The sequence below is a fragment of the Intrasporangium oryzae NRRL B-24470 genome (assembly GCF_000576595.1).
GTDB lineage: Bacteria > Actinomycetota > Actinomycetes > Actinomycetales > Dermatophilaceae > Intrasporangium_C > Intrasporangium_C oryzae.
This window is the reverse complement of sequence record NZ_AWSA01000012.1, coordinates 17,498-37,911: the sequence shown is the minus strand read 5'-3', so window position 1 is coordinate 37,911 and position 20,414 is coordinate 17,498. Positions and strand designations below refer to the sequence as shown.

The following is a 20,414-nucleotide window of genomic DNA, read 5'->3' as shown; positions in this document are numbered from 1 at the left end:
ACTATGCCGAGGGCCGCACCTCGCGCCGCAGGATCTTGCCCGTCGGGCCCTTCGGCAGCTCGTCGACGCGCCAGATGTGGCGGGGGTACTTGTAGGCGGCGATCCGGTCCTTGACGTACTGCTGGATCTCCTCGACCGTGGTCGTCGACCCGGGCCGGAGCGCGACCGCCGCGGCGACCTCCTCACCCATGAGCTCGTCGGGCACGCCGACGACGGCCGCCTCGAGGACGTCGGGGTGGGTGTAGAGGACCTCCTCGACCTCGCGGGGGTACACGTTGAGCCCGCCGCGGATGATCATGTCCTTCTTGCGGTCGACGATGGTGAAGTACCCGTCCTCGTCGACGGTGGCGAGGTCACCCGAGCGGAACCAGCCGTCGGGGATCGCCGTCGCGGTCGCCTCCGGACGGTTCCAGTAGCCCTTCATGATGTTCTCGCCGCGAATCGCGATCTCGCCGATGTCGCCGGGCGGCGTGTCGTTGCCGTCGAGGTCGACGAGCTTCATCTCGCACCCGGGGATCGCCCGCCCGATCGTGCCCGGCTTGGTCGGGGCGTCGGGCATGTTGAACGAGGCGACCGGCGAGGTCTCCGACAGGCCGTAGCCCTCGAGGATCTGGCAGTGGAACTTCTCCTCGAAGGCGCGCATGACCTGGGCGGGCATGGCCGAGCCGCCGGAGACGCACGTGCGCAGGCTGCTCGTGTCGGCGCCGTCGCCGTCGGGGTGGTTGAGGATCGCGGCGTACATCGTCGGCACGCCCTGGAAGATCGTCACGTGGTCGCGACCGATGACCTCGATCGCCTTGGCAGGGTCGAACCGCGGGATGAGCGTCAGGGTGCAGCCGCGCTGGACCGCCGTGTTGAGGCCGCACGTCAGGCCGAAGACGTGGAAGAGGGGCAGGCAGCCCATGATCACGTCGTCCTCGCTCATCTGCATGATCTCCGAGGCCGAGACCTGGGCGTTGCGGTGGAGGTTGAAGTGCGTCAGCTCGGCGCCCTTGGGCTTGCCCGTGGTTCCTGACGTGTAGAGGATGACCGCCGTGTCGTCGTCCGCGCGGTCGGCCGCCTCGAGGATCGGGTCGGCGTCGGGGAGCTCGCCGTCGGCCGGGCCCATCGGGCCGCACACGACGACCCGCGTCCCGGTCTGGGCGGCGGCCTTGTGGGCCTCCTCGGCGAAGTCGGGCCAGACGAAGCTCAGCTTCGCCCCGGAGTCCTCGTAGTAGTACTCGATCTCCCCGGCCTTGAGCAGGGGGTTCATCGGCACGACGATGCCGCCGGCGAGGAGCACGCCGTAGAAGGCGACGGGGTACGCGGGGACGTTGGGCAGGATGAGCGTGACCCGGTCGCCCTGCTCGATGCCCGCGGCCCGCAGCTGGCCCGCGACCTTCGCAGCCGCCCGGTGCAGGCCCGACCACGTCACCTCGATCTGGTCGAGCTTGATGCCGACCTTGTCGGGGACGCGTCCAGCGGTGGCGACGAGGTTGCTGGCGAGGTTGGTCATCGAGGCTCCTTTGCTCCGGCACGTGGCGGGCCCATTGTTACCCGGAGGTCACCCCGTGACCAGACCCGTGCGACCTTGCATCGCGGCCAGCGGGTGTGCCGCTCGTCTCATCGGCCGCGGCGTCGGTGCCGGCTGGCAGGATGAGCGGGTGACCGAGAGCGCGCCCGAGCCCATCACCGACGACGTCCCGGCGCAGGCCCACCACGAGTGGGCCGAGCTCGCCGAGCAGGCGAGCGCCGCGCAGTTCGCCTACCACGTCAAGGACGCCCCGACGATCAGCGACGGCGAGTACGACGCGCTCATCCGTCGGCTCAACGAGCTCGAGGAGGAGTTCCCCTCGCTGCGCACGCCGCAGAGCCCGACCCAGAACGTCGGCGGCGCCGCCTTCGCGACCGGCTTCGACACCGTCGACCACCTCGAGCGGATGCTGAGCCTCGACAACGCGTTCTCCTTCGACGAGCTGCGCACGTGGGCCGAGCGGGTCGAGCGCGAGGTCGGCTCGGGTGCGCACTTCCTCAGCGAGCTCAAGATCGACGGCCTCGCTGTCAACCTCCTCTACAAGCAGGGGCGCCTCGTGCGGGCCCTCACGCGCGGAGACGGCCGCACCGGCGAGGACGTCACCCTCAACGTCCGCACCATCAGCGGCATCCCGTCGGTCCTCGAGGGCGACGACGTGCCTGAGCTCGTCGAGATCCGGGGCGAGGTCTTCTTCCCGACGGCGGCCTTCGCCGATCTCAACGCCGGGCTCGTCGAAGCGGGCCGGGCCCCCTTCGCCAACCCGCGCAACGCCGCCGCCGGGTCCCTGCGCCAGAAGGACCCACGGGTCACGGCCTCCCGGCCCCTCCACATGCTCGTCCACGGCATCGGCGCCCGCACCGGCTTCGACATCGAGCGCCAGAGCGAGGCGTATGCCGCCCTGCGCGCCTGGGGCCTACCGACCTCCGACGAGTTCCGCGTCCTGCCCGACATCGGCGCTGTGGAGGCGTTCGTGGAGTACCACGGGCTCCACCGGCACGACCGGCCGCACGAGATCGACGGGGTCGTCGTCAAGGTCGACGAGATCGCCCTCCAGCGCCAGCTCGGTGCGACGTCGCGGGCGCCGCGGTGGGCGATCGCCTTCAAGTACCCGCCCGAGGAGGTCAACACCAAGCTCCTCGACATCCGCGTCAACGTCGGTCGGACCGGCCGGGTCACCCCGTACGGCGTCATGGAGCCCGTCGTCGTGGCGGGATCGACCGTCGAGCAGGCCACCCTCCACAACGCGTACGAGGTCGAGCGCAAGGGCGTCCTCATCGGCGACACCGTCGTGCTGCGCAAGGCCGGCGACGTCATCCCCGAGATCGTGGGCCCCGTCGTCGACCTGCGCGACGGCACCGAGCGCGCCTTCGTCATGCCCACCACGTGCCCCGCGTGCGGCACCGCCCTGGCTCCCGAGAAGGAGGGCGACAAGGACATCCGCTGCCCCAACTCCCGGGCCTGCCCGAGCCAGCTGCGAGAGCGCGTGTTCGCGCTCGCCTCACGCGGCGCCCTCGACATCGAGGCGCTCGGCTGGGAGGCGGCCATCGCCCTGACCGACCCCGAGCTCGACCGACCCGCGGAGGCTTCCGGGCCCGTGGCCGAGCCGGTCCTGCCGGGGGAGGCCGGCCTGTTCGAGCTGACCCCCGAAGACCTCCGCGACGTCATGGTGTGGCGGCGGCGCAAGGTCAAGGGCGTTCCCGGGCCCTGGCAGCAGGAGCTCTACTTCTGGACCAAGCCGACGGCCAAGACCCCGAGCAAGCCCCGGGCCAACACCGAGGTCCTCTTCGCCGAGCTCGAGAAGGCGAAGGCCCAGCCCCTCTGGCGGGTCCTCGTCGCCCTGTCGATCCGCCACGTCGGGCCGACCGCCGCCCGGGCCCTCGCGGCCCACTTCCGGACGATGGACGCGATCCGGGCCGCCTCGACCGAGGAGCTCGCGCAGGTCGAGGGGGTCGGGGGCGTCATCGCCGAGTCGGTGACCGAGTGGTTCAAGGTCGACTGGCACGTCGACATCGTCGAGCGGTGGGCGGCGGCCGGCGTGCGCATGGCCGACGAGGTCGACGCGTCGACCCCGCGCACCCTCGAGGGCAGGACCGTCGTCGTCACGGGCTCGCTCGAGGGCTTCTCCCGCGACGAGACGAAGGAGGCGATCATCAGCCGCGGCGGGAAGGCGGCGGGGTCCGTCTCCAAGAGCACCGACTGGGTCGTCGTCGGGGCCAACGCCGGCTCCAAGGCCGCCAAGGCCGAGGAGCTCGGCCTGCCGATCCTCGACGAGGCCGGGTTCCGGCGCCTTCTCGAGACGGGATCGCCCGAGTAGGACGACGGGCACTCCGGCGCATGTGGTGAGAGCCCATAGGTGCCGGTCGATCTGTGTCGATCTCAACCGTATTCTGCGGGTTTCGCCTGCCTAGGCTTGCCCCGTCGCCGCGGCCCCCGACGTGGGGGTGACGCGGACGACGAGTACGACGAACGACCCCGTTCGACCGATCCCGCACGAGGAGGTGCAGGTGTCCTCGGCCACTCCGCTGCTCGAGACCCGCTCGCTGACCAAGGAGTTCCGCGGCTTCCGGGCCGTCTCCGAGGTCGACCTGACGGTCTCCGAGGGCTCGGTCCACGCTCTGGTCGGCCCCAACGGCGCCGGCAAGACGACGCTGTTCAACCTGCTCACCGGCTTCCTCACCCCGTCGTCCGGCTCGGTCCTCTTCGACGGGCGCGACATCACGGGGCTCGCGCCGGAGCAGATCGCCCCGCTCGGGATCGCCCGCTCGTTCCAGATCACGAGCCTCTTCGAGCAGATGACCCTGCGTGAGCACCTCGAGCTCGCCCTGGCGAGCCCGACCGGGATGGGCCGGCAGTGGTGGCGACCGGTCAGCCGGATGTCGGTCTTCGCCGACCGCTCGATGGAGCTGCTCGACCAGGTCGGGCTCGCCGACCGGGCCGGCGTCCCCGCCGGGTCGCTCGCCTACGGCCAGAAGCGTGCGCTCGAGCTCGCCATCGCCCTCGCGCTCGACCCCAGGCTGCTCCTCCTCGACGAGCCCACCGCCGGGATGGGCATCGAGGACATCGACCGGACGATCACGCTCGTCAAGCGCATCGCCAGCGGCCGCACGGTCGTCCTCGTCGACCACAACATGCACGTCGTCGGCTCCCTCGCCGACCGCGTGACCGTCCTGCAGGCCGGGCAGATCCTCGCCGAAGGCCCCTACGACGAGGTCCGGACCGACGAGCGCGTCATCACCGCCTACCTGGGGAGCGCCCATGTCTGAGCCTGCCCCCAAGCCTGCCCCCAAGCCCGAGCCCGACCGCGCCCCGGTCGCGGCGCCGGCCAGGCGGCATACCCCGATGCTCGAGGTCACCGGCATGTCGGCGTGGTACGGCGAGGCCCGTGTCCTCACCGACGTCAGCATCGAGGTCGCCCCCGGCGAGGTCGTCACGCTCGTCGGGCGCAACGGCGCCGGCAAGACGACGCTGCTCCGGGCCGTCATGGGACTGCACCGCCAGCTCCAGGGCTCCGTCGTGCTCGACGGGGTCGAGCTGACGCGTGCCTCCGCCGACCGGCGGGCCCGCGCCGGGCTCGGCTGGGTGCCCGACGACCGCGGGATCTACGCGAGCCTCACCGTCGCCGAGAACCTCCTGCTCCCGCCGGTCGTCCATGACGACGCGTGGTCGCTCGAGCGGGTCTACGACTTCTTCCCCGTGCTCCACGAACGCCGGGACTTCCCCGGCACCAAGCTCTCGGGCGGCGAGCAGCAGATGCTCGCGATGGCCCGGGTCCTGCGGATGGGCTCGCGCCTGCTGCTCCTCGACGAGCCGAGCGAGGGCCTCGCCCCGGTCGTCGTCGAGCGCATCGGCGAGATCATCCGCGCCATCACGGCTGCGGGGGTCGGGGTCCTCCTCGTCGAGCAGAACGTGCGGTTCGCCTCGACGGTCGCCGACCGGCACTACCTGCTCGCGCAGGGCCGCGTCGAGCTGCACGTCGCCGGCGAGGAGTTCCGCGCCCGGGAGAGCGAGCTGCTCACCCACCTCGGCATGTAGGGCGGCAGCGCCACACGTCCGCCGTCCCTTCATCACGCACGCACCACCCGGCACCACTCATCCAGCACCACACCTCGGCTCTGTCGAGCAACCAACCCCAGGAGGGGACATGCGTAGCAGGAAGATCCACGGGTCACTCGCCATCGCGGCGAGCGCATCGCTCGCCCTCGCGGCCTGCGGCGGCGCGGGCGGGCCCCAGTCGGGCGGCTCGAGCGGCCTCAGCGACGGCAAGGTCGTCATCGGCCTGCTCAACGACCAGTCGGGCGTCTACAAGGACGTCTCCGGCCCCAACTCGGGCGTCGCCATCCAGATGGCGATCGACGACTACAAGGCCAAGTACGGCGACAAGGCCGTGGCCAAGACGATCGAGCTCGTCCAGGCCGACCACCAGAACAAGGCCGACATCGCCAACTCCAAGGCCCAGGAGATGTACGACCGGCAGAAGGCCGACGTCATCCTCGACGTGCCGAACTCCGCCGCGGCCCTCGCCGTCGCGACGCAGGCCGCGAACAAGAAGAAGCTCTACATCAACATCAGCGCCGGCACGACGGCCCTGACCGGCGCCAAGTGCAACAAGTACACCTTCCACTGGGCCTACAACACCGGCGTCCTCGCCCGCGGCACCGCCGGCGCGATCACGAAGGGCGGTGGCACGACGTGGAACATCGTCTACCCCGACTACGCCTTCGGCCAGGACATGAACAAGTCCTTCACGGCCCAGGTGCAGGCGGCCGGTGGAACGGTCGGGCAGTCGATCGCCTCGCCGTTCCCGAGCGACAACTTCGCCACCTTCCTCACCAAGGCCGGTGAGGGCAACCCGAAGGTCGTCGGGTCGATGCACGCCGGCGGCGACCTCATCAACTTCGTCAAGCAGTTCAACCAGAGCCCCCTCAAGGGCAAGGTGACGCTGGCGGTCGGGCTGATGTTCATCACCGACATCCACTCCCTCGGACTCGACCAGTTCGCCGGGACCCAGTTCACCGACGCGTGGTACTGGAACTTCGACGCGCAGAACCGCGCGTGGGCAGACCGGTTCAAGGCGAAGACGAACGTCCGGCCCTCCTTCGCGAACGCCGCCAACTACTCCGCCGCGATGAACTACCTCGAGGCCGTCCAGGCGGCCGGCACCGACAACGCGGACAAGATCGTGGCCCAGCTCGAGGGGAAGAAGATCAACGACGTCTTCCTGCGCAACGGCGAGGTCCGCAAGGCCGACCACGCCGTCGTCCACGACGTCTACCTCGCCAAGGTCAAGTCCTCGGCCTCCGAGGACTGGGACTACGAGGAGATCCTCAAGACGATCCCCGCGGCCGAGGCGTACGGCCCGGCGAACCCCGCCTGCAAGCTGGGCTGACCCGGACCTCGGCCGGGCGGCCCCGCCCTCCCGGGGGCGCCCGGCCGCCCGGCCGCCAGCGCAACGATCGAACGGTGCCATGAGCGAATTCATCCAGTACACGCTGCAGGGCCTCGCGGCCGGCGGCTTCTACGCCCTGTCGGCCCTCGGGCTCGCCGTGATCTTCGGCGTCCTCGGCGTCGTCAACTTCTCCCACGGCGCCTGCTACATGCTCGGGGCCGTCATCTCCGCGGTCCTCCTCGCCGAGCTCGACCTCGGCTTCTGGCCGGCCCTGCTCATCGTGCCGGTCGTCATGTTCTGTTTCGGGGTGCTCATGGAGCGGCTGCTCGTGCGATGGCTGCTCGCGCTCGACCCGCTCTACAACTTCCTGCTCACGTTCGGCCTGACGCTCGTGCTCGTCGAGGCGGTCAAGATGCGCTACGGCGTCTCGGGGCTTCCCTACGAGGTGCCCGCCGGGCTCGGCGGCCAGGTGACGCTCGGGAGCGTCAGCCTGTCCACCTACGCGATCTTCGCGTGCGTCTTCTCGGTCGTCGTCTGCGTCGCCGTCGGCCTGCTCATCACTCGGACCCGGATCGGCATGATCGTCCGGGCGGCGACCGAGGCGCCGGAGCGCACCCGCGCCCTCGGCATCAACGTCGGCCGGTGGGTGACGCCCGTCTTCGGCTTCGGCATCGCGCTCGCCGGCCTCGCCGGCGTCCTCGCCGCCCCGACCCGGGCCATCACCGCGGAGATGGGCAGCAACTTCATCATCATCCTGTTCGCCGTCGTCGTCATCGGCGGCCTCGGCTCGATCCTCGGTGCCGTCGTCGCGGGCTTCCTCGTGGGGCTCGTCGAGGCGTACGGCATCGCCTACGCACCCGCCTACGCCCAGATCGTCATCTTCGTCATGATGGCGCTCGTTGTCCTCGTCCGGCCCTCGGGGCTCTTCGGACGGGAGGAGATCGCATGAGCGAGCAGATGACCGCCTCGGTCGATGTCGACCTGTCCCAGCCCTCGATCCTCTCGCGCCGCAGCCCGTGGCGACCGCTGCTCCTGCTCGGCGGCCTGGTCGTCCTCGTCATGCTGCCGTACTGGATCTACCCGCCCGTCGCGATGGACATCCTCTGCTGGGGGCTCTTCGCGATCAGCGTCGACCTGCTCCTCGGCTTCACCGGGCTGCTCAGCTTCGGCCACGCCGCGTTCTGGGGCGGGTCGGCCTACGCGACCGGACTCATCGCGACGACCTGGGGCGTCCCGTTCCCTGTCGCGGTCCTCGGGGGCGCCGCGTTCGCAATGCTCATCGCCGTGCCGATCGGCTTCCTTTCGGTGCGCCGGACCGGCATCTACTTCGCCATGGTGACGCTCGCCTTCGCGCAGATGCTCTACTTCATCGCCAACCAGGCCCGCGACCTCACCGGTGGCGAGAACGGCCTGCAGGGCATCCCACGCAGCTTCTTCGGCATCGAGGCCATCGAGCAGGACTCCTTCTACTTCTACTACGCCGGCGCGGCCCTCATCCTTGTCGGCATCATCATCGCGTGGCGCGTCGTCAACTCACCCTTCGGCCGGGTCATCACGGCCGTCCGCGACAACCCGGCGCGGGCCCGGGCCCTCGGCTACGACGTGGAGCGCTACAAGATCGGCGCGTTCGTCATCTCGGCAGGGCTGGCCGGGCTCGCCGGCGGCGTGTTCGCGATCAGTCACGGCTTCGCCTCGCTTCAAGAGCTCGTCTGGACGACCTCGGGCAAGGTCGTGCTCGTCACCGTCCTCGGCGGCATCGGCACCCTCTGGGGCGGCCTCGTCGGCGCGGGCGTCGTCGTGACGCTCGAGGACTCCCTCGCGAGCTCGGGCTTCGAGGGCATCGGGATGATCACCGGCGCGATCTTCGTCGTCATCGTCCTTCTCTTCCGCCACGGCATCTGGGGCACGGGGCGCGACCTCGTCCGCCGCTGGGTCATCGACCGGAGAAGCCGGCCGCGCGGCTGACCCGGTCTGCCGCCGCGGGTCAGCCGTCGAGCAGGCCGCGCAGCGTACGTCGCACGACCGCGGGGAAGACCAGCTCAGGGTCGGTCGGCCCGTCGACCCGCAGGGCCGCCAGCCGTGGGTGCCGCCCTGCGCGACGACGTGAGCGACGTATGCCGTCTGCGCCCTCGCGCGCGCCTCGTCGGCGCCGTGGCGGGTGCGGGCGAAGGCGCCGAGGAGGGCGTTGGTCACCGCGAACGCGACAAGCTTGTCGCTGTCGCGGGCAGGGTGGTCGGCGAGCACCGACAACCAGTGTTCGGTGAGGGCCAGACCGTGGGGACCGGGGATGGGCGTCGTGAGGATGTCGGCGAGCCAGGGGTGGCGGCGGTGGATCGCAAGGCCTTGGTCTGACAGCTCGGCCAGGTCGTCGAGCCACGCGCCGGTCGGTGGGCGCAGATCGTACTCAGCCGCCACATGGTCGGCCATGAGGTCGACGAGCTCGTCTCGCCCCGTGACGTGACGGTAGAGAGATCCGGCGCCGGTGCCCAGGGCCGCGGCGACGGTGCGCATGGTGACCGCCGCGAGGCCGCGCTCGTCGCCGATACGCACCGCGGCCTCGGTGATGCCGGCCCGCGTGTGCCGCGCCGGACGGCCGATGGCGGACTGCTCGGGGCGCAGCCAGATGACATCGTCGTTCACGTGACCGATTGTCACGGGTCGTCGCCGCTCAGACTGCGAGCCGGCGAAGCCAGGACCGGAGCGGCATGGTCCCGTCCTCGGCAGCGAGCGCGCGGGCGACCTGTGCCGCCCCGTCGCGGAGCGCCTTTGACGAGGTCGCCTCCCCGAGCCGCGTGGCGAGCGCGTCCGCTGTCAGACGCTTCATCGGCACGGGCGCGGTCCCGGCAGACAAGGCGCCGAGGCGACGGGCCCAGAACGGCTGGTCCGTGTGCGTCGGCACGGGCACCGATGGTGTGCCGGCCCGCAGCGCCGACGACGTCACGCCGGCCCCGGCCTGGTGCACGACGGCGGCAGCCCGCGGGAGCAGCCACTCGTGCGGCACATCCCCGACATGGAGGACGCGTTCCGGGCCGAGGTCGCCCGCGAGGTGCGCCGCGGCGTCGCTCAGGACGTCACCCTGCAGGATGACCCGGTGCCCGCCGGGCCGCAGGGCACGCTCGATCTGCGCTGTCGTCTCGCCGCCTGGTGGCAGGCTGCCGAGCGTCACGACGATCGGGGCAGTGCCTGCGTCGAGGAAGGCGGAGAGGTCGTCCGGTGCCTCCCAGCCGGCCCGGGTCGGAGACCACCAGAAGCCGTCGAGGGTGAGCCGCTCGGACCATTCTTCGGGACGCGGCAGAACCGCCGGGCTGATGCCGTGGTGGACGGGCAGCCCAGTACTGCGCCGCCGTCGCTGCGCTGCCGCCCGGCTCTCGCGCGGCAGGCGCATGGGCGGGTAGGCGGCGCTCGGCTCGGCGGGCTGGAGCAGCGCCGCGGCCGACGGCACACCGAGGTGCTCGGCGATGTCGTGGCCGTAGCGGGAGATGGCATTGGTGAGCACGACGTCGAACCCCGCGCGGGCGTCAAGCGCGGAGAGCGCGGCGGAGGCCCCGGCGTCCATGTAGCGCCGGAGCGCGTCGAGGTAGGCGCGCACCCCGGTGGCGTCGTCCGGCGGCGTCATCGGTGCGTCGATCGGGACGAACGTGCACCCCGCCTCGGTGACCAGGGGTGCGTAGTCGGCGCCGGCCACGACGGACCTCGTGCCCGTCCGACGTGAACGCTCCGCCGAGCCCGGCAGCGGGGGCGACGTCGCCGCGGGTGCCCGGTGCGAGGACGAGGACCTTCATGGCCACTCCTTTGCGAACAGTGTTTGCAAAGGCAAGCCCAGCGCACCGCTGCGGCGCCTCAGACCACTCGAGTCAGGGGATGCGCAGGCGGCGGGCGGTGGTCCGGGCGTGCTGGACGTCCCCATAGACTGGCCCTCATGTCCTCTCTGTCCCGCGACGACGTCGCCCACCTCGCCGGGCTGGCCCGCATCGAGCTGTCGGACGCCGAGCTCGACCGGATGGTCGGCGAGCTCGGCGTCATTCTCGAGTCCGTGGCCAAGGTCCAGCAGGCCCCCACCGAGGGTGTCGCACCGATGTCCCACCCGATGCCGCTGACCAACGTCACGCGTCCCGACGTCGTGCGCCCGAGCCTCACGGCCGAGGAGGCCCTCTCCGGCGCCCCGGAGTCAGAGCAGCAGCGCTTCGCCGTGCCGCGCATCCTCACCGAGGACTGAGCCACGACGTGACGCCCGTATGCCGCTCGGCCCGCTCAGCGGCATACGCCTCCTTCTCGACGAACTTCCTTGCAGCCCAAAAGAAACGAAGGCAGCTGACGTGAACCCAGACCTCACCCGCGCCACCGCCGCAGAGCTGGCCGACGCCCTGGCCCAGGGCACGGTGTCCTCCGTCGAGGTGACACAGGCGCACCTCGACCGCATCGCGGCCGTCGACGGCCAGGTCCACTCCTACCTCCATGTCGACGGGGAGGGCGCGCTCGCCGCGGCCCGGGCCGTCGACGAGCGCCGCGCCGCGGGGGAGTCGCTCGGTGTCCTCGCCGGTGTGCCGATCGCCGTCAAGGACGTCATGACGACGAAGGGCTTGCCGACCACCTGTGGCAGCAGGATCCTCGAGGGCTGGATCCCGCCCTACGACGCGACCGTCGTGCGCCACCTCCGCGAGGCCGGCATGCCGATCCTCGGCAAGACCAACATGGACGAGTTCGCGATGGGCAGCTCGACCGAGCACTCCGCCTACGGCCCGTCGCGCAACCCGTGGGACCTCGATCGGATCCCGGGCGGCTCCGGCGGCGGCTCGAGCTCGGTGCTCGCCTCCTTCCAGGCTCCCCTCGCGACGGGCACCGACACCGGCGGCTCGATCCGCCAGCCTGCGGCCGTGACGGCCACCGTGGGGACGAAGCCGACCTACGGCGGCGTCTCGCGCTACGGCCTCGTCGCTCTCGCGAGCTCGCTCGACCAGGCCGGCCCCTGCGGGCGCACCGTGCTCGACACCGCCCTGCTCCACGCCGTCATGGGCGGGCACGACCCGCTCGACTCGACGTCGATCGACGCGCCCGTGCCGGCCGTCGTCGAGGCGGCCCGTCGGGCTGACGTCAAGGGCCTGAAGATCGGCATCGTCAAGGAGCTCGGCGGCGAGGGCTACCAGCCCGGCGTCCGCGCCCGCTTCGAGGAGTCGGTCCAGCTCCTCGTCGACCTCGGTGCCGAGGTCGTCGAGGTGAGCTGCCCCAACTTCGACTACGCCCTCGCGGCGTACTACCTCATCCTCCCGAGCGAGGCGAGCTCCAACCTCGCCAAGTTCGACGCCATGCGCTACGGCCTGCGCGTCGCCCCGGAGGGCGTCGACGCGCCGAGCGCCGAGCAGGTCATGGCCGCGACGCGTGACGCGGGCTTCGGACCCGAGGTGAAGCGCCGCATCATCCTCGGCACCTACGCCCTCAGCTCGGGCTACTACGACGCCTACTACGGCTCCGCACAGAAGGTCCGCGCCCTCATCGCGCAGGACTTCGCCAGGGCGTTCGAGCAGGTCGACGTGCTCGTCAGCCCGACGGCCCCGACGACGGCGTTCAAGCTCGGCGACAAGCTCGACGACCCGATGGCGATGTACCTCAACGACATCGCGACGATCCCGGCCAACCTCGCCGGCGTCCCGGGCATGTCCCTGCCCTCGGGCCTCGCCGACGAGGACGGGCTTCCCGCCGGCATCCAGATCCTCGCGCCGGCGATGCAGGACGAGCGCCTCTACACGGTCGGGGCGGCCCTCGAGGGCGCCCTGATCGACCGTTGGGGTGGGCACCTGCTCGACCGGGTCCCCGAGCTGACCGCAACCTCCGAGCCGAAGGGAGCCTGAGATGTCAACGAGCATCACGACCGAGGCCGTCATGGACTACGACGAGGCCATGGCCCGGTTCGACCCGGTCATGGGCCTCGAGGTCCACGTCGAGCTGCACACCAACACCAAGATGTTCTGTGGGTGCCCCACGACCTTCGGCGCTGAGCCCAACACCCAGGTCTGCCCCGTCTGCCTCGGCCTGCCCGGCGCCCTGCCCGTCGTCAACGAGAAGGCCGTCGAGTCGGCGATCCGCATCGGCCTCGCGCTCCACTGCGAGATCGCCGAGTGGTGCCGATTCGCCCGGAAGAACTACTTCTACCCGGACATGCCGAAGAACTTCCAGACCTCGCAGTACGACGAGCCGATCGCCTTCAACGGCTACCTCGACGTCGAGCTCGAGGACGGCAGCACCTACCGCGTCGAGATCGAGCGTGCCCACATGGAGGAGGACACCGGCAAGTCGCTCCACATCGGCGGCTCGACCGGCCGCATCCACGGCGCCGACTACTCGCTCGTCGACTACAACCGCGCCGGCATCCCGCTCATCGAGATCGTCACGAAGCCGATGGTCGGCGCGGGGGAGCGTGCCCCTGAGGTCGCCAAGGCCTACGTCTCGGCGCTGCGCGACCTCCTGCGCGCCCTCGATGTCAGCGACGTCAAGATGGAGCAGGGCTCGATGCGCTGCGACGCCAACGTGTCCCTCCGGCCCAAGGTCGGCGGCGACCCGCTCAGCGCCGAGCAGCTCGCTGTGCCGCTCGGCACCCGCACCGAGACCAAGAACGTCAACTCGCTCCGCTCCGTCGAACGCGCGGTCCGCTACGAGATCTCCCGGCACGCCGCGATCCTCGCCGCCGGCGGCTCCATCCTGCAGGAGACCCGCCACTGGCACGAGGACACCGGCGTCACCACGTCGGGCCGCGAGAAGTCCGACGCCGAGGACTACCGCTACTTCCCCGAGCCAGATCTCGTCCCCGTCGCGCCCAGCCGCGAGCTGGTCGAGTCGCTGCGCGGGACCCTGCCCGAGCCGCCCGGCCTGCGCCGTCGTCGCCTCCAGGGCGAGTGGGGGTACAGCGACCTCGAGATGCGCGACGTCCTCAACGCGGGTGCGGTCGAGCTCATCGAGCAGACCGTCGCCGCCGGCGCGAGTCCCGCCGCCGCGAAGAAGTGGTGGCTCGGTGAGCCCTCGCGCCGCGCCAACGCCCAGGCCCAGGACCTCGTGACGTATGCCGCTGAGATCGGTCTGACCCCGGCCCACGTCGCCGAGCTCGACGGTCTCGTCACGTCCGGCCGCCTCAACGACTCGATGGCCCGCCAGGTCCTCGACGGCGTCCTCGCCGGCGAGGGCACGCCGACGGCGGTTGCCGACGCCCGTGGGCTCGAGCTCGTCCAGGACGACGGCGCGCTCGAAGCGGCCGTCGACAAGGTCATCGAGGCCAACCCCGACGTCGCCGCCAAGATCCGCGACGGCAAGGTCGCGGCCGCTGGTGCGCTCATCGGCCAGGTGATGAAGGAGATGAAGGGTCAGGCCGACGCGGGCAAGGCCCGCTCCCTGATCCTCGACAAGCTCCAGTAGCCGCGGCGCAGCCGCGGTCGCCGCGGGTTTGGGGCCGTCGGTCCGTAGCCCGCGCTCACTCGGAGCATCGGCGGCGCGTGGGTGCCCACGCGCCGCCGCGTGAAGAAGGCGCCGCCGCTGACTCGCTCGCGTGGGCCACGGGCCGCCGGCTGGAGGGGGACGGCGCCTGGCGCGTGGGGGAGCGATTCGCCGGCGGCGGCCCTATACCGGGAACCGCGCCTCTCATGACGAACTGCCGCCGGCGCTCCTGAGCGAGCCCGCGTGTCGGGCGGCGGCCCGGGCAAATCGGGTTGAGGGCCGGCCCGGGCCTCACCCCGCGAGCTCCTGAGCGTCAGCGCTTGCCGCCGCCGAGGAGGCCACCGAGCAGGCCGCCGAGGATGTCCCCAGCGCCGCCGCCTCCTGTGGAGCTGCCGCCCCCGAGGACGGAGCCGAGGATCTCCTGGAGCGGGTTCGACCCGTTGCCGGCTGAGCTCGCCGAGGGGTCCTGGGTGGGGGCACTCTGGGCGCCCTGGCCGCCGGGGAAGAGGGGGCCGCTGTCGACCTGGGTGCCGCCGTCGCCTCCCGCGCCACCGGGTAGGAGGCTCCCCAGGCCTCCGCCGCTCGCGATCTTGCCCGCGAGCCACGACATGACGATGGGGGCGAGCATGGGCAGGAGCTTCTGGACGAGGCCGCCCGAGGCGCCGCCACCGAGCCCACCGAGCTGGTTGACGACCTGGTCGGTCTGGTCGCCGAAGATGTTGCCGACGATCTTCTCGCCGTCGGCGACGTCGATGTCCTGCACGCCGGTGATGCCGCCCTGGTGCTGAGCCAGGGCTGCCATGAGGGAGTCGGCGCCGGCCGGGTCACCCGCGTTGGCCTGGAGGCCTCCGAGCAGGGCCGGCAGGGCGCTCTCCGCGGCCGCCGTGACCTCGCTCTCGTCGACACCGAGCTGCTGCGCGAGCTGGCTGACGGGGACCTGGTCGAGAATCTCGTCGTACGAAGACATGGCACCTCCTCGTCGGGCGGCCTCGTGCCGCATGGTCCAAGGCTAACGAGGGGTGTCCGCCGGCGCAGGGTGCGCGTGGTCAGCCGGCTCCGACCTGGGCCCGCGGGAGCGAGAGGAGCCGGTCGCCCGTGCCGTTGCTCGTGAGGATCCAGGCCCGACCGTCGACGAAGCGGATGTCGCGAATCCGGCCGTAGGCGCCCTGCAGGTGCCGGGTCGGGGCGCCGACCTGGCCGTCTGCGCCGATCGGCACCCGCCAGACCGACTGGCCCCGCAGCGCGGCGATGTAGACGGCTCCGTCGGGCCCCACGGCGATGCCGCTCGGGGACAGCTGCGCCGGGCGCCACACGGCGATCGGGTCGGTGTAGTCGGCCCCCCCGCCCTTGCCCTCGACGTCGGGCCACCCGTAGTCCTTGCCGGGCTCGATCCGGTTGAGCTCGTCCCACGTGTCGGCCCCGAGCTCGCTCGCGTAGAGGTGGCCGGCCTTGTCCCACGCGAGTCCCTGGACGTTGCGGTGGCCGTACGACCAGATCGGCGAGCCGCCGAAGGGGTTCCCCGGTGCCGGCGCGCCCTCCGGGGTGATGCGCAGGATCTTGCCGCCGAGCGAGTCGAGGTTCTGGGCGAGGGACCGGTCGCCGGCGTCGCCCGTTCCGACATAGAGGTCGCCGTCGGGTCCGAAGGCGATGCGGCCGCCGTTGTGATTCCGCCCGCGCGGGATGCCCGAGAAGATGACGACCGGCGTCCCGATGCGGTCGCCGCGCCAGGGAACGGCCGCGATCCGGTTGTCGCTGTCGGTCGAGTAGTAGGCGTAGAAGACGGGGTTGACGTCGAAGTCGACGGGCACGGCGAGGCCGAGCAGGCCGCCCTCTCCCTCGGCGTGGACACCGGGCAGGCGCCCGACGACCTTCGCGCGGCCCCGCGTCTCGGGGGCGGGGACGAGGTGGATGTCAGCCGTGTCGCGCTCGCTGACGAGGGCGCTCCCGTCGGGGAGCATGGCGATCGACCACGGTGTGTCGAGCCCACCGAGGAGCGTCGTGGCGCCGGTGGGGGCGGGCTGGCTCGGTGCGGACGTCGGGGCTGTGGTCGACGGCGTGCTGGAGGTGGTCACCGTCGGCCGGGAGGGCGTCACGGTCGGTACCGACGAGGGGCTGGTCGAGGTCGTGGGGCTCGTGGATGTCAGGCCGGTGGCCGTGGACGTCCCGCCCACGGTGGGCGTCCCGGACTGGGAGCAGCCGCTCAGGGCGACGGGGACCAGGACCCCGACGAGGAGGGCACGTCCGAGCGTTCGGGTGTGCAGCGGCATACCCCATTGTGTCCCCGCTCACCGACGACGCAGCGTGAGACGCTCCGGCTCAGGCGTCGCGCCGCAGGAGGCTCCGTTCGAGCGGCTGCTGCTCGGTCGGGTGGAGGACGCCGGCGTCGACGACGCGGCGCGCCGCGCCGAGGTCGCCCATGAAGGCGCGGAAGGCGAGGAGGAGGTCGATGTCGTGGTCGGGTCGTTCGACGACGATCGGCGCTCCGGCCTCGATGCGTCCCGGGGTGACGACGGACAGGTAGGCGCCCGTGCGGCCGGCGTCGGTGAACCGCTTGACCCACCTGCGCTCGCCCATGTGGCCGGCGAACGTCGCGCAGGGGATCCGTGGCGCCTCGACCCGCAGGACGACGTCGCCGATCGTCCACAGCTCGCCGACGAGGGCGTGGGTCGCCTCGACGCCGACGGTCGTGAGGTTCTCGCCGAAGCCGCCGGGCTCGATCGGCCGTCCGATCCTCTCCTCCCACCACTGCTGGTCCTCGCGCGGGTAGGCGTAGACCGCCTGGGTGACCCCGCCGTGGTGGCGCGTGTCGCCGACCGTGTCACCGACCACGCCGCTGCCGAGGCCGCCGTGCTTGGGCCCGGGGTCACGCACGTCGATGCCGTCGACCGGACGCTTGTCGATGGCCGTCACGGGCCCGCTCGCGTAGGGGCGCTCGACGCCGCGGCCGACGTTGACGGAGAGGACATGTGCTGGGCTCGGCATGTCCTCGAGCCTAACGACCCCGTGCAACCGGTTTCGCTACGGTCGGGTCATGCCCACCGAGCCGCGCGTCCCTCTCGTCGTGTCCGTCCCCGACGAGGAGTATGCCGCCGGGCTCGCCGATCTCGATGGTGTCGACGTCGTCGTGTGGGACATGGTCCGGCCTCACCCTCGCGGCGGTGAGCTGCGCTACGTGGTCGTGCCGTACATGTCGCACCTGCGTCTGACCGACGTCGTACCCGGTCTGGACGCGCTCGAGGCGATCCAGCTCCAGAGCGCCGGCTACGAGTCCCACCTGGCGCACGTGCCCGCCGGTGTGGCCCTGTGCAACGCCGCGGGCGTGCACGACGCGAGCACGGCCGAGCTGGCCGTCGCGCTGACCCTGGCGTCGATCCGGCGTATCCCCGAGGCGGTCGCCGCCCAGCGGACGGGGTTCTGGCCGCCGCTCGAGCTCGGCCAGGCGCTCGCCGACCGACGGGTGCTCGTCGTCGGCTACGGCCAGATCGGGCGGGCGATCGCGCGGCGGCTCGCACCCTTCGAGGTGACGGTCACGGCGGTGGCCACTCGGGCCCGCGCGGGGGACGAGGTCGTCGACGCCGTCCACGCCATCGAGGAGCTGCCCGATCTCGTCGCGAGCCATGACGTCACGATCCTCATCGTCCCGCTCACGCATGCGACGCGTCGCCTCGTCGACGCCGCCCTGCTGGCGCGGATGCCCGACGGTGCGGTCGTCGTCAACGTGGCCCGCGGCGGCGTCGTCGACACCGATGCCCTCGTCGCCGAGTGCGCGACGGGCCGCCTGCGGGCCGCGCTCGACGTGACCGACCCGGAGCCGCTGCCGCCCGACCACCCTCTCTGGAGGACACCGGGGGTCCTCATCACGCCGCACGTGGGCGGGGCCACGACCGCCATGCGCCCGCGGGCGCTCGCCCTCATCCGCCGCCAGGTCGTCGCGCTGCGCGACGGGCGCCGCCTCGCGAACGTCGTCAACGCCTGATTGTCCTGCCCGATCCCTTGTTCGGTAACCACTCATAGTGGACACTGTCAACATGACCGAGACCATCGTCGCCATCGGAACGCGGAAGGGGCTGTGGCTCGCCCGCAGCGCAGACCGGCAGGAGTGGTCGCTCGAGGGGCCGCACTTCCTCATGAGCGAGGTCGCGTCCGTCGCGATCGACACCCGAGAGGGACGGTCGAACGTCCTCGCAGGGGTCAAGTCGTGGCACTGGGGTCCCACTGTCCAGCTGAGCACCGACGGCGGGCGGACGTGGACCGAGAGCGCAGAGCGTGCTGTCGCGTTCCCGGAGGACACCGACACCGCGCTCGAGCGGGTCTGGCAGCTGACGCCCGACCCCAACGACCCCGACGTCGTCTGGGCCGGGGTCGAGCCCCACGCGCTCTTCCGGAGCGCTGACCGGGGGGCGACCTACGAGCTCGTCCGCGGCCTGTGGGACCACCCGCACCGGCCGACGTGGGAGCCCGGCTTCGGCGGCGGCGCAGTGCACACGATCGTCCCCGAGGCCGGCCACCCGGAGCGGCTCCTCGTCGCGATGAGTGCCGGTGGGGTCTATCGCTCGTCCGACGCGGGCGCCACGTGGGAGCCGAGCAACCCCGGCATCCGGGCCTACTTCATGCCCGACAACGAGTACCCCGAGTACGGCCAGTGCGTCCACAAGGTGGCGCGCGGCCAGGGCGAGGGCGAGCTCTTCGCCCAGAACCACAAGGGTGTCTACCGGTCAGGCGACAACGGCGCGACGTGGGACTCGATCGCCGAGGGGCTGCCGACCGACTTCGGCTTCGCGATCCTCGCCCACCCGCGACGGCCCGGGGTCGTGTGGAACGTCCCGGTCGCCGACGACGGCGAGCGGATCCCGCCGGGCGCCCAGCTGCAGGTCCAGCGCTCCGACGATGGGGGCGCGACGTGGCGGATGCAGGCCGACGGCCTGCCCTCGGGCAGCTTCACGTGCGTCCTGCGCGATGCCGCGGCTGTCGACACGGGTGAGCCGGTCGGCGTCTACATCGGGACCCGCAACGGCGATGTCTTCGCGTCGGCCGACGAGGGCGAGTCCTTCACCCGGATCGCGACCCAGCTGCCCGACGTGCTCGTCGTGCGCGCGGCTGAGCTCTCCTGAGCGACAGAGGAGTCCGTATGCCGCTCGCCCCCGTCCGCGTCATCCTCCCCGGGCTGCTCCGCGACCTCGCGGGTGTGTCTGAGATCGAGGTCGAGTCGCCGCAGCAGTCCCAGACGGTGGCGGAGCTGCTCGACCGGGCGTTCTCCGAGCACCGCATCCTCGACGGCAAGGTGCGCGACGAGCGCGGCGAGATCCGCCGGCACGTCAAGGTCTTCGTCAACGGTGAGGACGCGACGCGCGCCGCAGGCGTCGCGACGGCGGTCCCCGCGGGGGCCCGCGTCCACATCATCAACGCCGTGTCGGGAGGCTGACCCCCGTCAACCGAGCCCGAGCAGGACCGGCAGGACGGTCCGCTCGAGCTCGCCCGCATCGAGCGACCCGGGCTCGACGAGCTGCTGCGTCATGGACCCGTTGGCGAGCGCCATGGCCGCCCGCACGAAGATCTCCGTCGGCATCGGCAGGGTGATCCCGCGCTGGTCGACGGTCTCGTCGACGACCGCGATGAGCGCGTCGCGGATGCGCCGCTGCTGCTCGGCCCAGGCCGTGCGCGCCTTTGCGTCGCGGATCGCGTGGAGGGTGAACTCCGTCGTGAGCACGAGCCACCGGTCCTTGCGCAGGGGCTCGTCGGCGAGGCTCGCGAAGACGTCGGTGAGGACGTCCTCGGGGCTCGCCTCCGGCCGGCTCGCTGCGCTCCGGATGCGGTCGACGAGCGCCTGCGCGTGTCGGGTCGACAGCTCGAGGACGAGGTCGTCCTTCGAGGAGAAGTTGGAGTAGAAGGCGCCGCGGGTGAACCCGGCGCGCTCGCAGATGTCCTCGACGCTCGCGCCGTGGAAGCCCCGCTCGGCGAAGACCTCGCTCGCAGCCTCGAGGACCCTGTCACGGGTGGCCTGGCGACGGGGGGTGACGCGCGGTGCGGGGGACGGCGGCATACGCCTAGGATACACGCTCGTATTGAATACATAGGCGTATTGGATGCATACTTGTA

General features: G+C 71.6%; 18 protein-coding genes and 1 pseudogene. 12 read left to right on the top strand and 7 right to left on the bottom strand.

The features are described from left to right. Window position 1: 1 nt before the first annotated feature. Complete coding sequence (locus N865_RS07185; protein WP_034803467.1) at window positions 2-1,495, bottom strand: long-chain-fatty-acid--CoA ligase; 1,494 nt, start codon at window positions 1,493-1,495, stop codon at window positions 2-4. Window positions 1,496-1,643: 148 nt separating this feature from the next. On the opposite strand from N865_RS07185, the gene ligA reads away from it, so the two are divergent. The 6 genes from ligA to N865_RS23500 all read left to right on the top strand — a co-directional run bounded on the left by ligA (window position 1,644) and on the right by N865_RS23500 (window position 8,864). Beyond that, on the top strand, window positions 1,644-3,827 hold the full coding sequence (ligA, locus tag N865_RS07180) for an NAD-dependent DNA ligase LigA (RefSeq protein ID WP_051510309.1): 2,184 nt from the start codon (window positions 1,644-1,646) through the stop codon (window positions 3,825-3,827). A 190-nt stretch (window positions 3,828-4,017) separates the two neighbouring features. After that, entirely contained in the window at window positions 4,018-4,776 is a 759-nt protein-coding gene (locus N865_RS07175; protein WP_245603697.1) for an ABC transporter ATP-binding protein, read from the top strand. Next, window positions 4,769-5,545, top strand: coding sequence for an ABC transporter ATP-binding protein (locus tag N865_RS07170; RefSeq protein ID WP_245603696.1), 777 nt, complete (start codon window positions 4,769-4,771; stop codon window positions 5,543-5,545). Before N865_RS07175 ends, N865_RS07170 begins: the two co-directional genes overlap by 8 nt. 109 nt (window positions 5,546-5,654) lie before the next feature. Beyond that, window positions 5,655-6,899 (top strand): ABC transporter substrate-binding protein, encoded by a 1,245-nt coding sequence (locus N865_RS07165; protein WP_034803465.1) that lies wholly within the window; start codon window positions 5,655-5,657, stop codon window positions 6,897-6,899. Window positions 6,900-6,978: 79 nt separating this feature from the next. Continuing rightward, window positions 6,979-7,848 (top strand): branched-chain amino acid ABC transporter permease, encoded by an 870-nt coding sequence (locus N865_RS07160; protein ID WP_034803464.1) that lies wholly within the window; start codon window positions 6,979-6,981, stop codon window positions 7,846-7,848. Beyond that, window positions 7,845-8,864 (top strand): branched-chain amino acid ABC transporter permease, encoded by a 1,020-nt coding sequence (locus N865_RS23500; protein ID WP_245603695.1) that lies wholly within the window; start codon window positions 7,845-7,847, stop codon window positions 8,862-8,864. The genes N865_RS07160 and N865_RS23500 overlap by 4 nt, the downstream gene beginning before the upstream one ends. A 135-nt stretch (window positions 8,865-8,999) precedes the next feature. Here N865_RS23500 and N865_RS23895 read toward each other — a convergent pair. Both N865_RS23895 and N865_RS07145 read right to left on the bottom strand, forming a co-directional pair. After that, window positions 9,000-9,539: pseudogene (locus tag N865_RS23895) on the bottom strand (TetR/AcrR family transcriptional regulator); the annotation flags it as partial. Between the two features lie 28 nt (window positions 9,540-9,567). Beyond that, window positions 9,568-10,584 (bottom strand): glycosyltransferase, encoded by a 1,017-nt coding sequence (locus N865_RS07145; protein WP_051510308.1) that lies wholly within the window; start codon window positions 10,582-10,584, stop codon window positions 9,568-9,570. 234 nt (window positions 10,585-10,818) lie between these two features. On the opposite strand from N865_RS07145, the gene gatC reads away from it, so the two are divergent. From gatC to gatB, 3 genes are all read left to right on the top strand, one after another. Continuing rightward, window positions 10,819-11,115, top strand: coding sequence for an Asp-tRNA(Asn)/Glu-tRNA(Gln) amidotransferase subunit GatC (gene gatC / locus N865_RS07140; RefSeq protein ID WP_034803459.1), 297 nt, complete (start codon window positions 10,819-10,821; stop codon window positions 11,113-11,115). Between the two features lie 100 nt (window positions 11,116-11,215). Continuing rightward, the gene (gatA, locus tag N865_RS07135; protein ID WP_034803456.1) at window positions 11,216-12,745 is read left to right on the top strand and encodes an Asp-tRNA(Asn)/Glu-tRNA(Gln) amidotransferase subunit GatA; all 1,530 of its coding nucleotides are present in this window, start codon (window positions 11,216-11,218) and stop codon (window positions 12,743-12,745) included. Between the two features lies 1 nt (window position 12,746). Further along, on the top strand, window positions 12,747-14,300 hold the full coding sequence (gatB, locus tag N865_RS07130) for an Asp-tRNA(Asn)/Glu-tRNA(Gln) amidotransferase subunit GatB (RefSeq protein WP_034803455.1): 1,554 nt from the start codon (window positions 12,747-12,749) through the stop codon (window positions 14,298-14,300). Between the two features lie 331 nt (window positions 14,301-14,631). Here the strand turns inward: gatB and N865_RS07125 are convergent, their stop codons facing one another. From N865_RS07125 to N865_RS07115, 3 genes are all read right to left on the bottom strand, one after another. After that, entirely contained in the window at window positions 14,632-15,285 is a 654-nt protein-coding gene (locus N865_RS07125) for a DUF937 domain-containing protein (RefSeq protein ID WP_034803453.1), read from the bottom strand. Between the two features lie 79 nt (window positions 15,286-15,364). Further along, entirely contained in the window at window positions 15,365-16,585 is a 1,221-nt protein-coding gene (locus tag N865_RS07120) for a PQQ-dependent sugar dehydrogenase (protein WP_034803452.1), read from the bottom strand. Between the two features lie 49 nt (window positions 16,586-16,634). Next, window positions 16,635-17,300 (bottom strand): MOSC domain-containing protein, encoded by a 666-nt coding sequence (locus tag N865_RS07115; protein WP_034803451.1) that lies wholly within the window; start codon window positions 17,298-17,300, stop codon window positions 16,635-16,637. Window positions 17,301-17,349: 49 nt separating this feature from the next. Between N865_RS07115 and N865_RS07110 the strand changes: the two genes are divergently transcribed. Genes N865_RS07110 through N865_RS07100 form a run of 3 tightly spaced genes read left to right on the top strand, consistent with a single transcriptional unit; the run spans window position 17,350 to window position 19,740 of the window. Next, on the top strand, window positions 17,350-18,294 hold the full coding sequence (locus N865_RS07110) for a 2-hydroxyacid dehydrogenase (RefSeq protein ID WP_034803449.1): 945 nt from the start codon (window positions 17,350-17,352) through the stop codon (window positions 18,292-18,294). 52 nt (window positions 18,295-18,346) lie between these two features. Then, window positions 18,347-19,429 (top strand): WD40/YVTN/BNR-like repeat-containing protein, encoded by a 1,083-nt coding sequence (locus N865_RS07105; protein ID WP_034803447.1) that lies wholly within the window; start codon window positions 18,347-18,349, stop codon window positions 19,427-19,429. 17 nt (window positions 19,430-19,446) lie between these two features. Continuing rightward, on the top strand, window positions 19,447-19,740 hold the full coding sequence (locus N865_RS07100; RefSeq protein WP_034803444.1) for a MoaD/ThiS family protein: 294 nt from the start codon (window positions 19,447-19,449) through the stop codon (window positions 19,738-19,740). Between the two features lie 6 nt (window positions 19,741-19,746). Here the strand turns inward: N865_RS07100 and N865_RS07095 are convergent, their stop codons facing one another. Further along, window positions 19,747-20,358 (bottom strand): TetR/AcrR family transcriptional regulator, encoded by a 612-nt coding sequence (locus tag N865_RS07095; RefSeq protein WP_034803442.1) that lies wholly within the window; start codon window positions 20,356-20,358, stop codon window positions 19,747-19,749. Window positions 20,359-20,414: the final 56 nt, after the last annotated feature.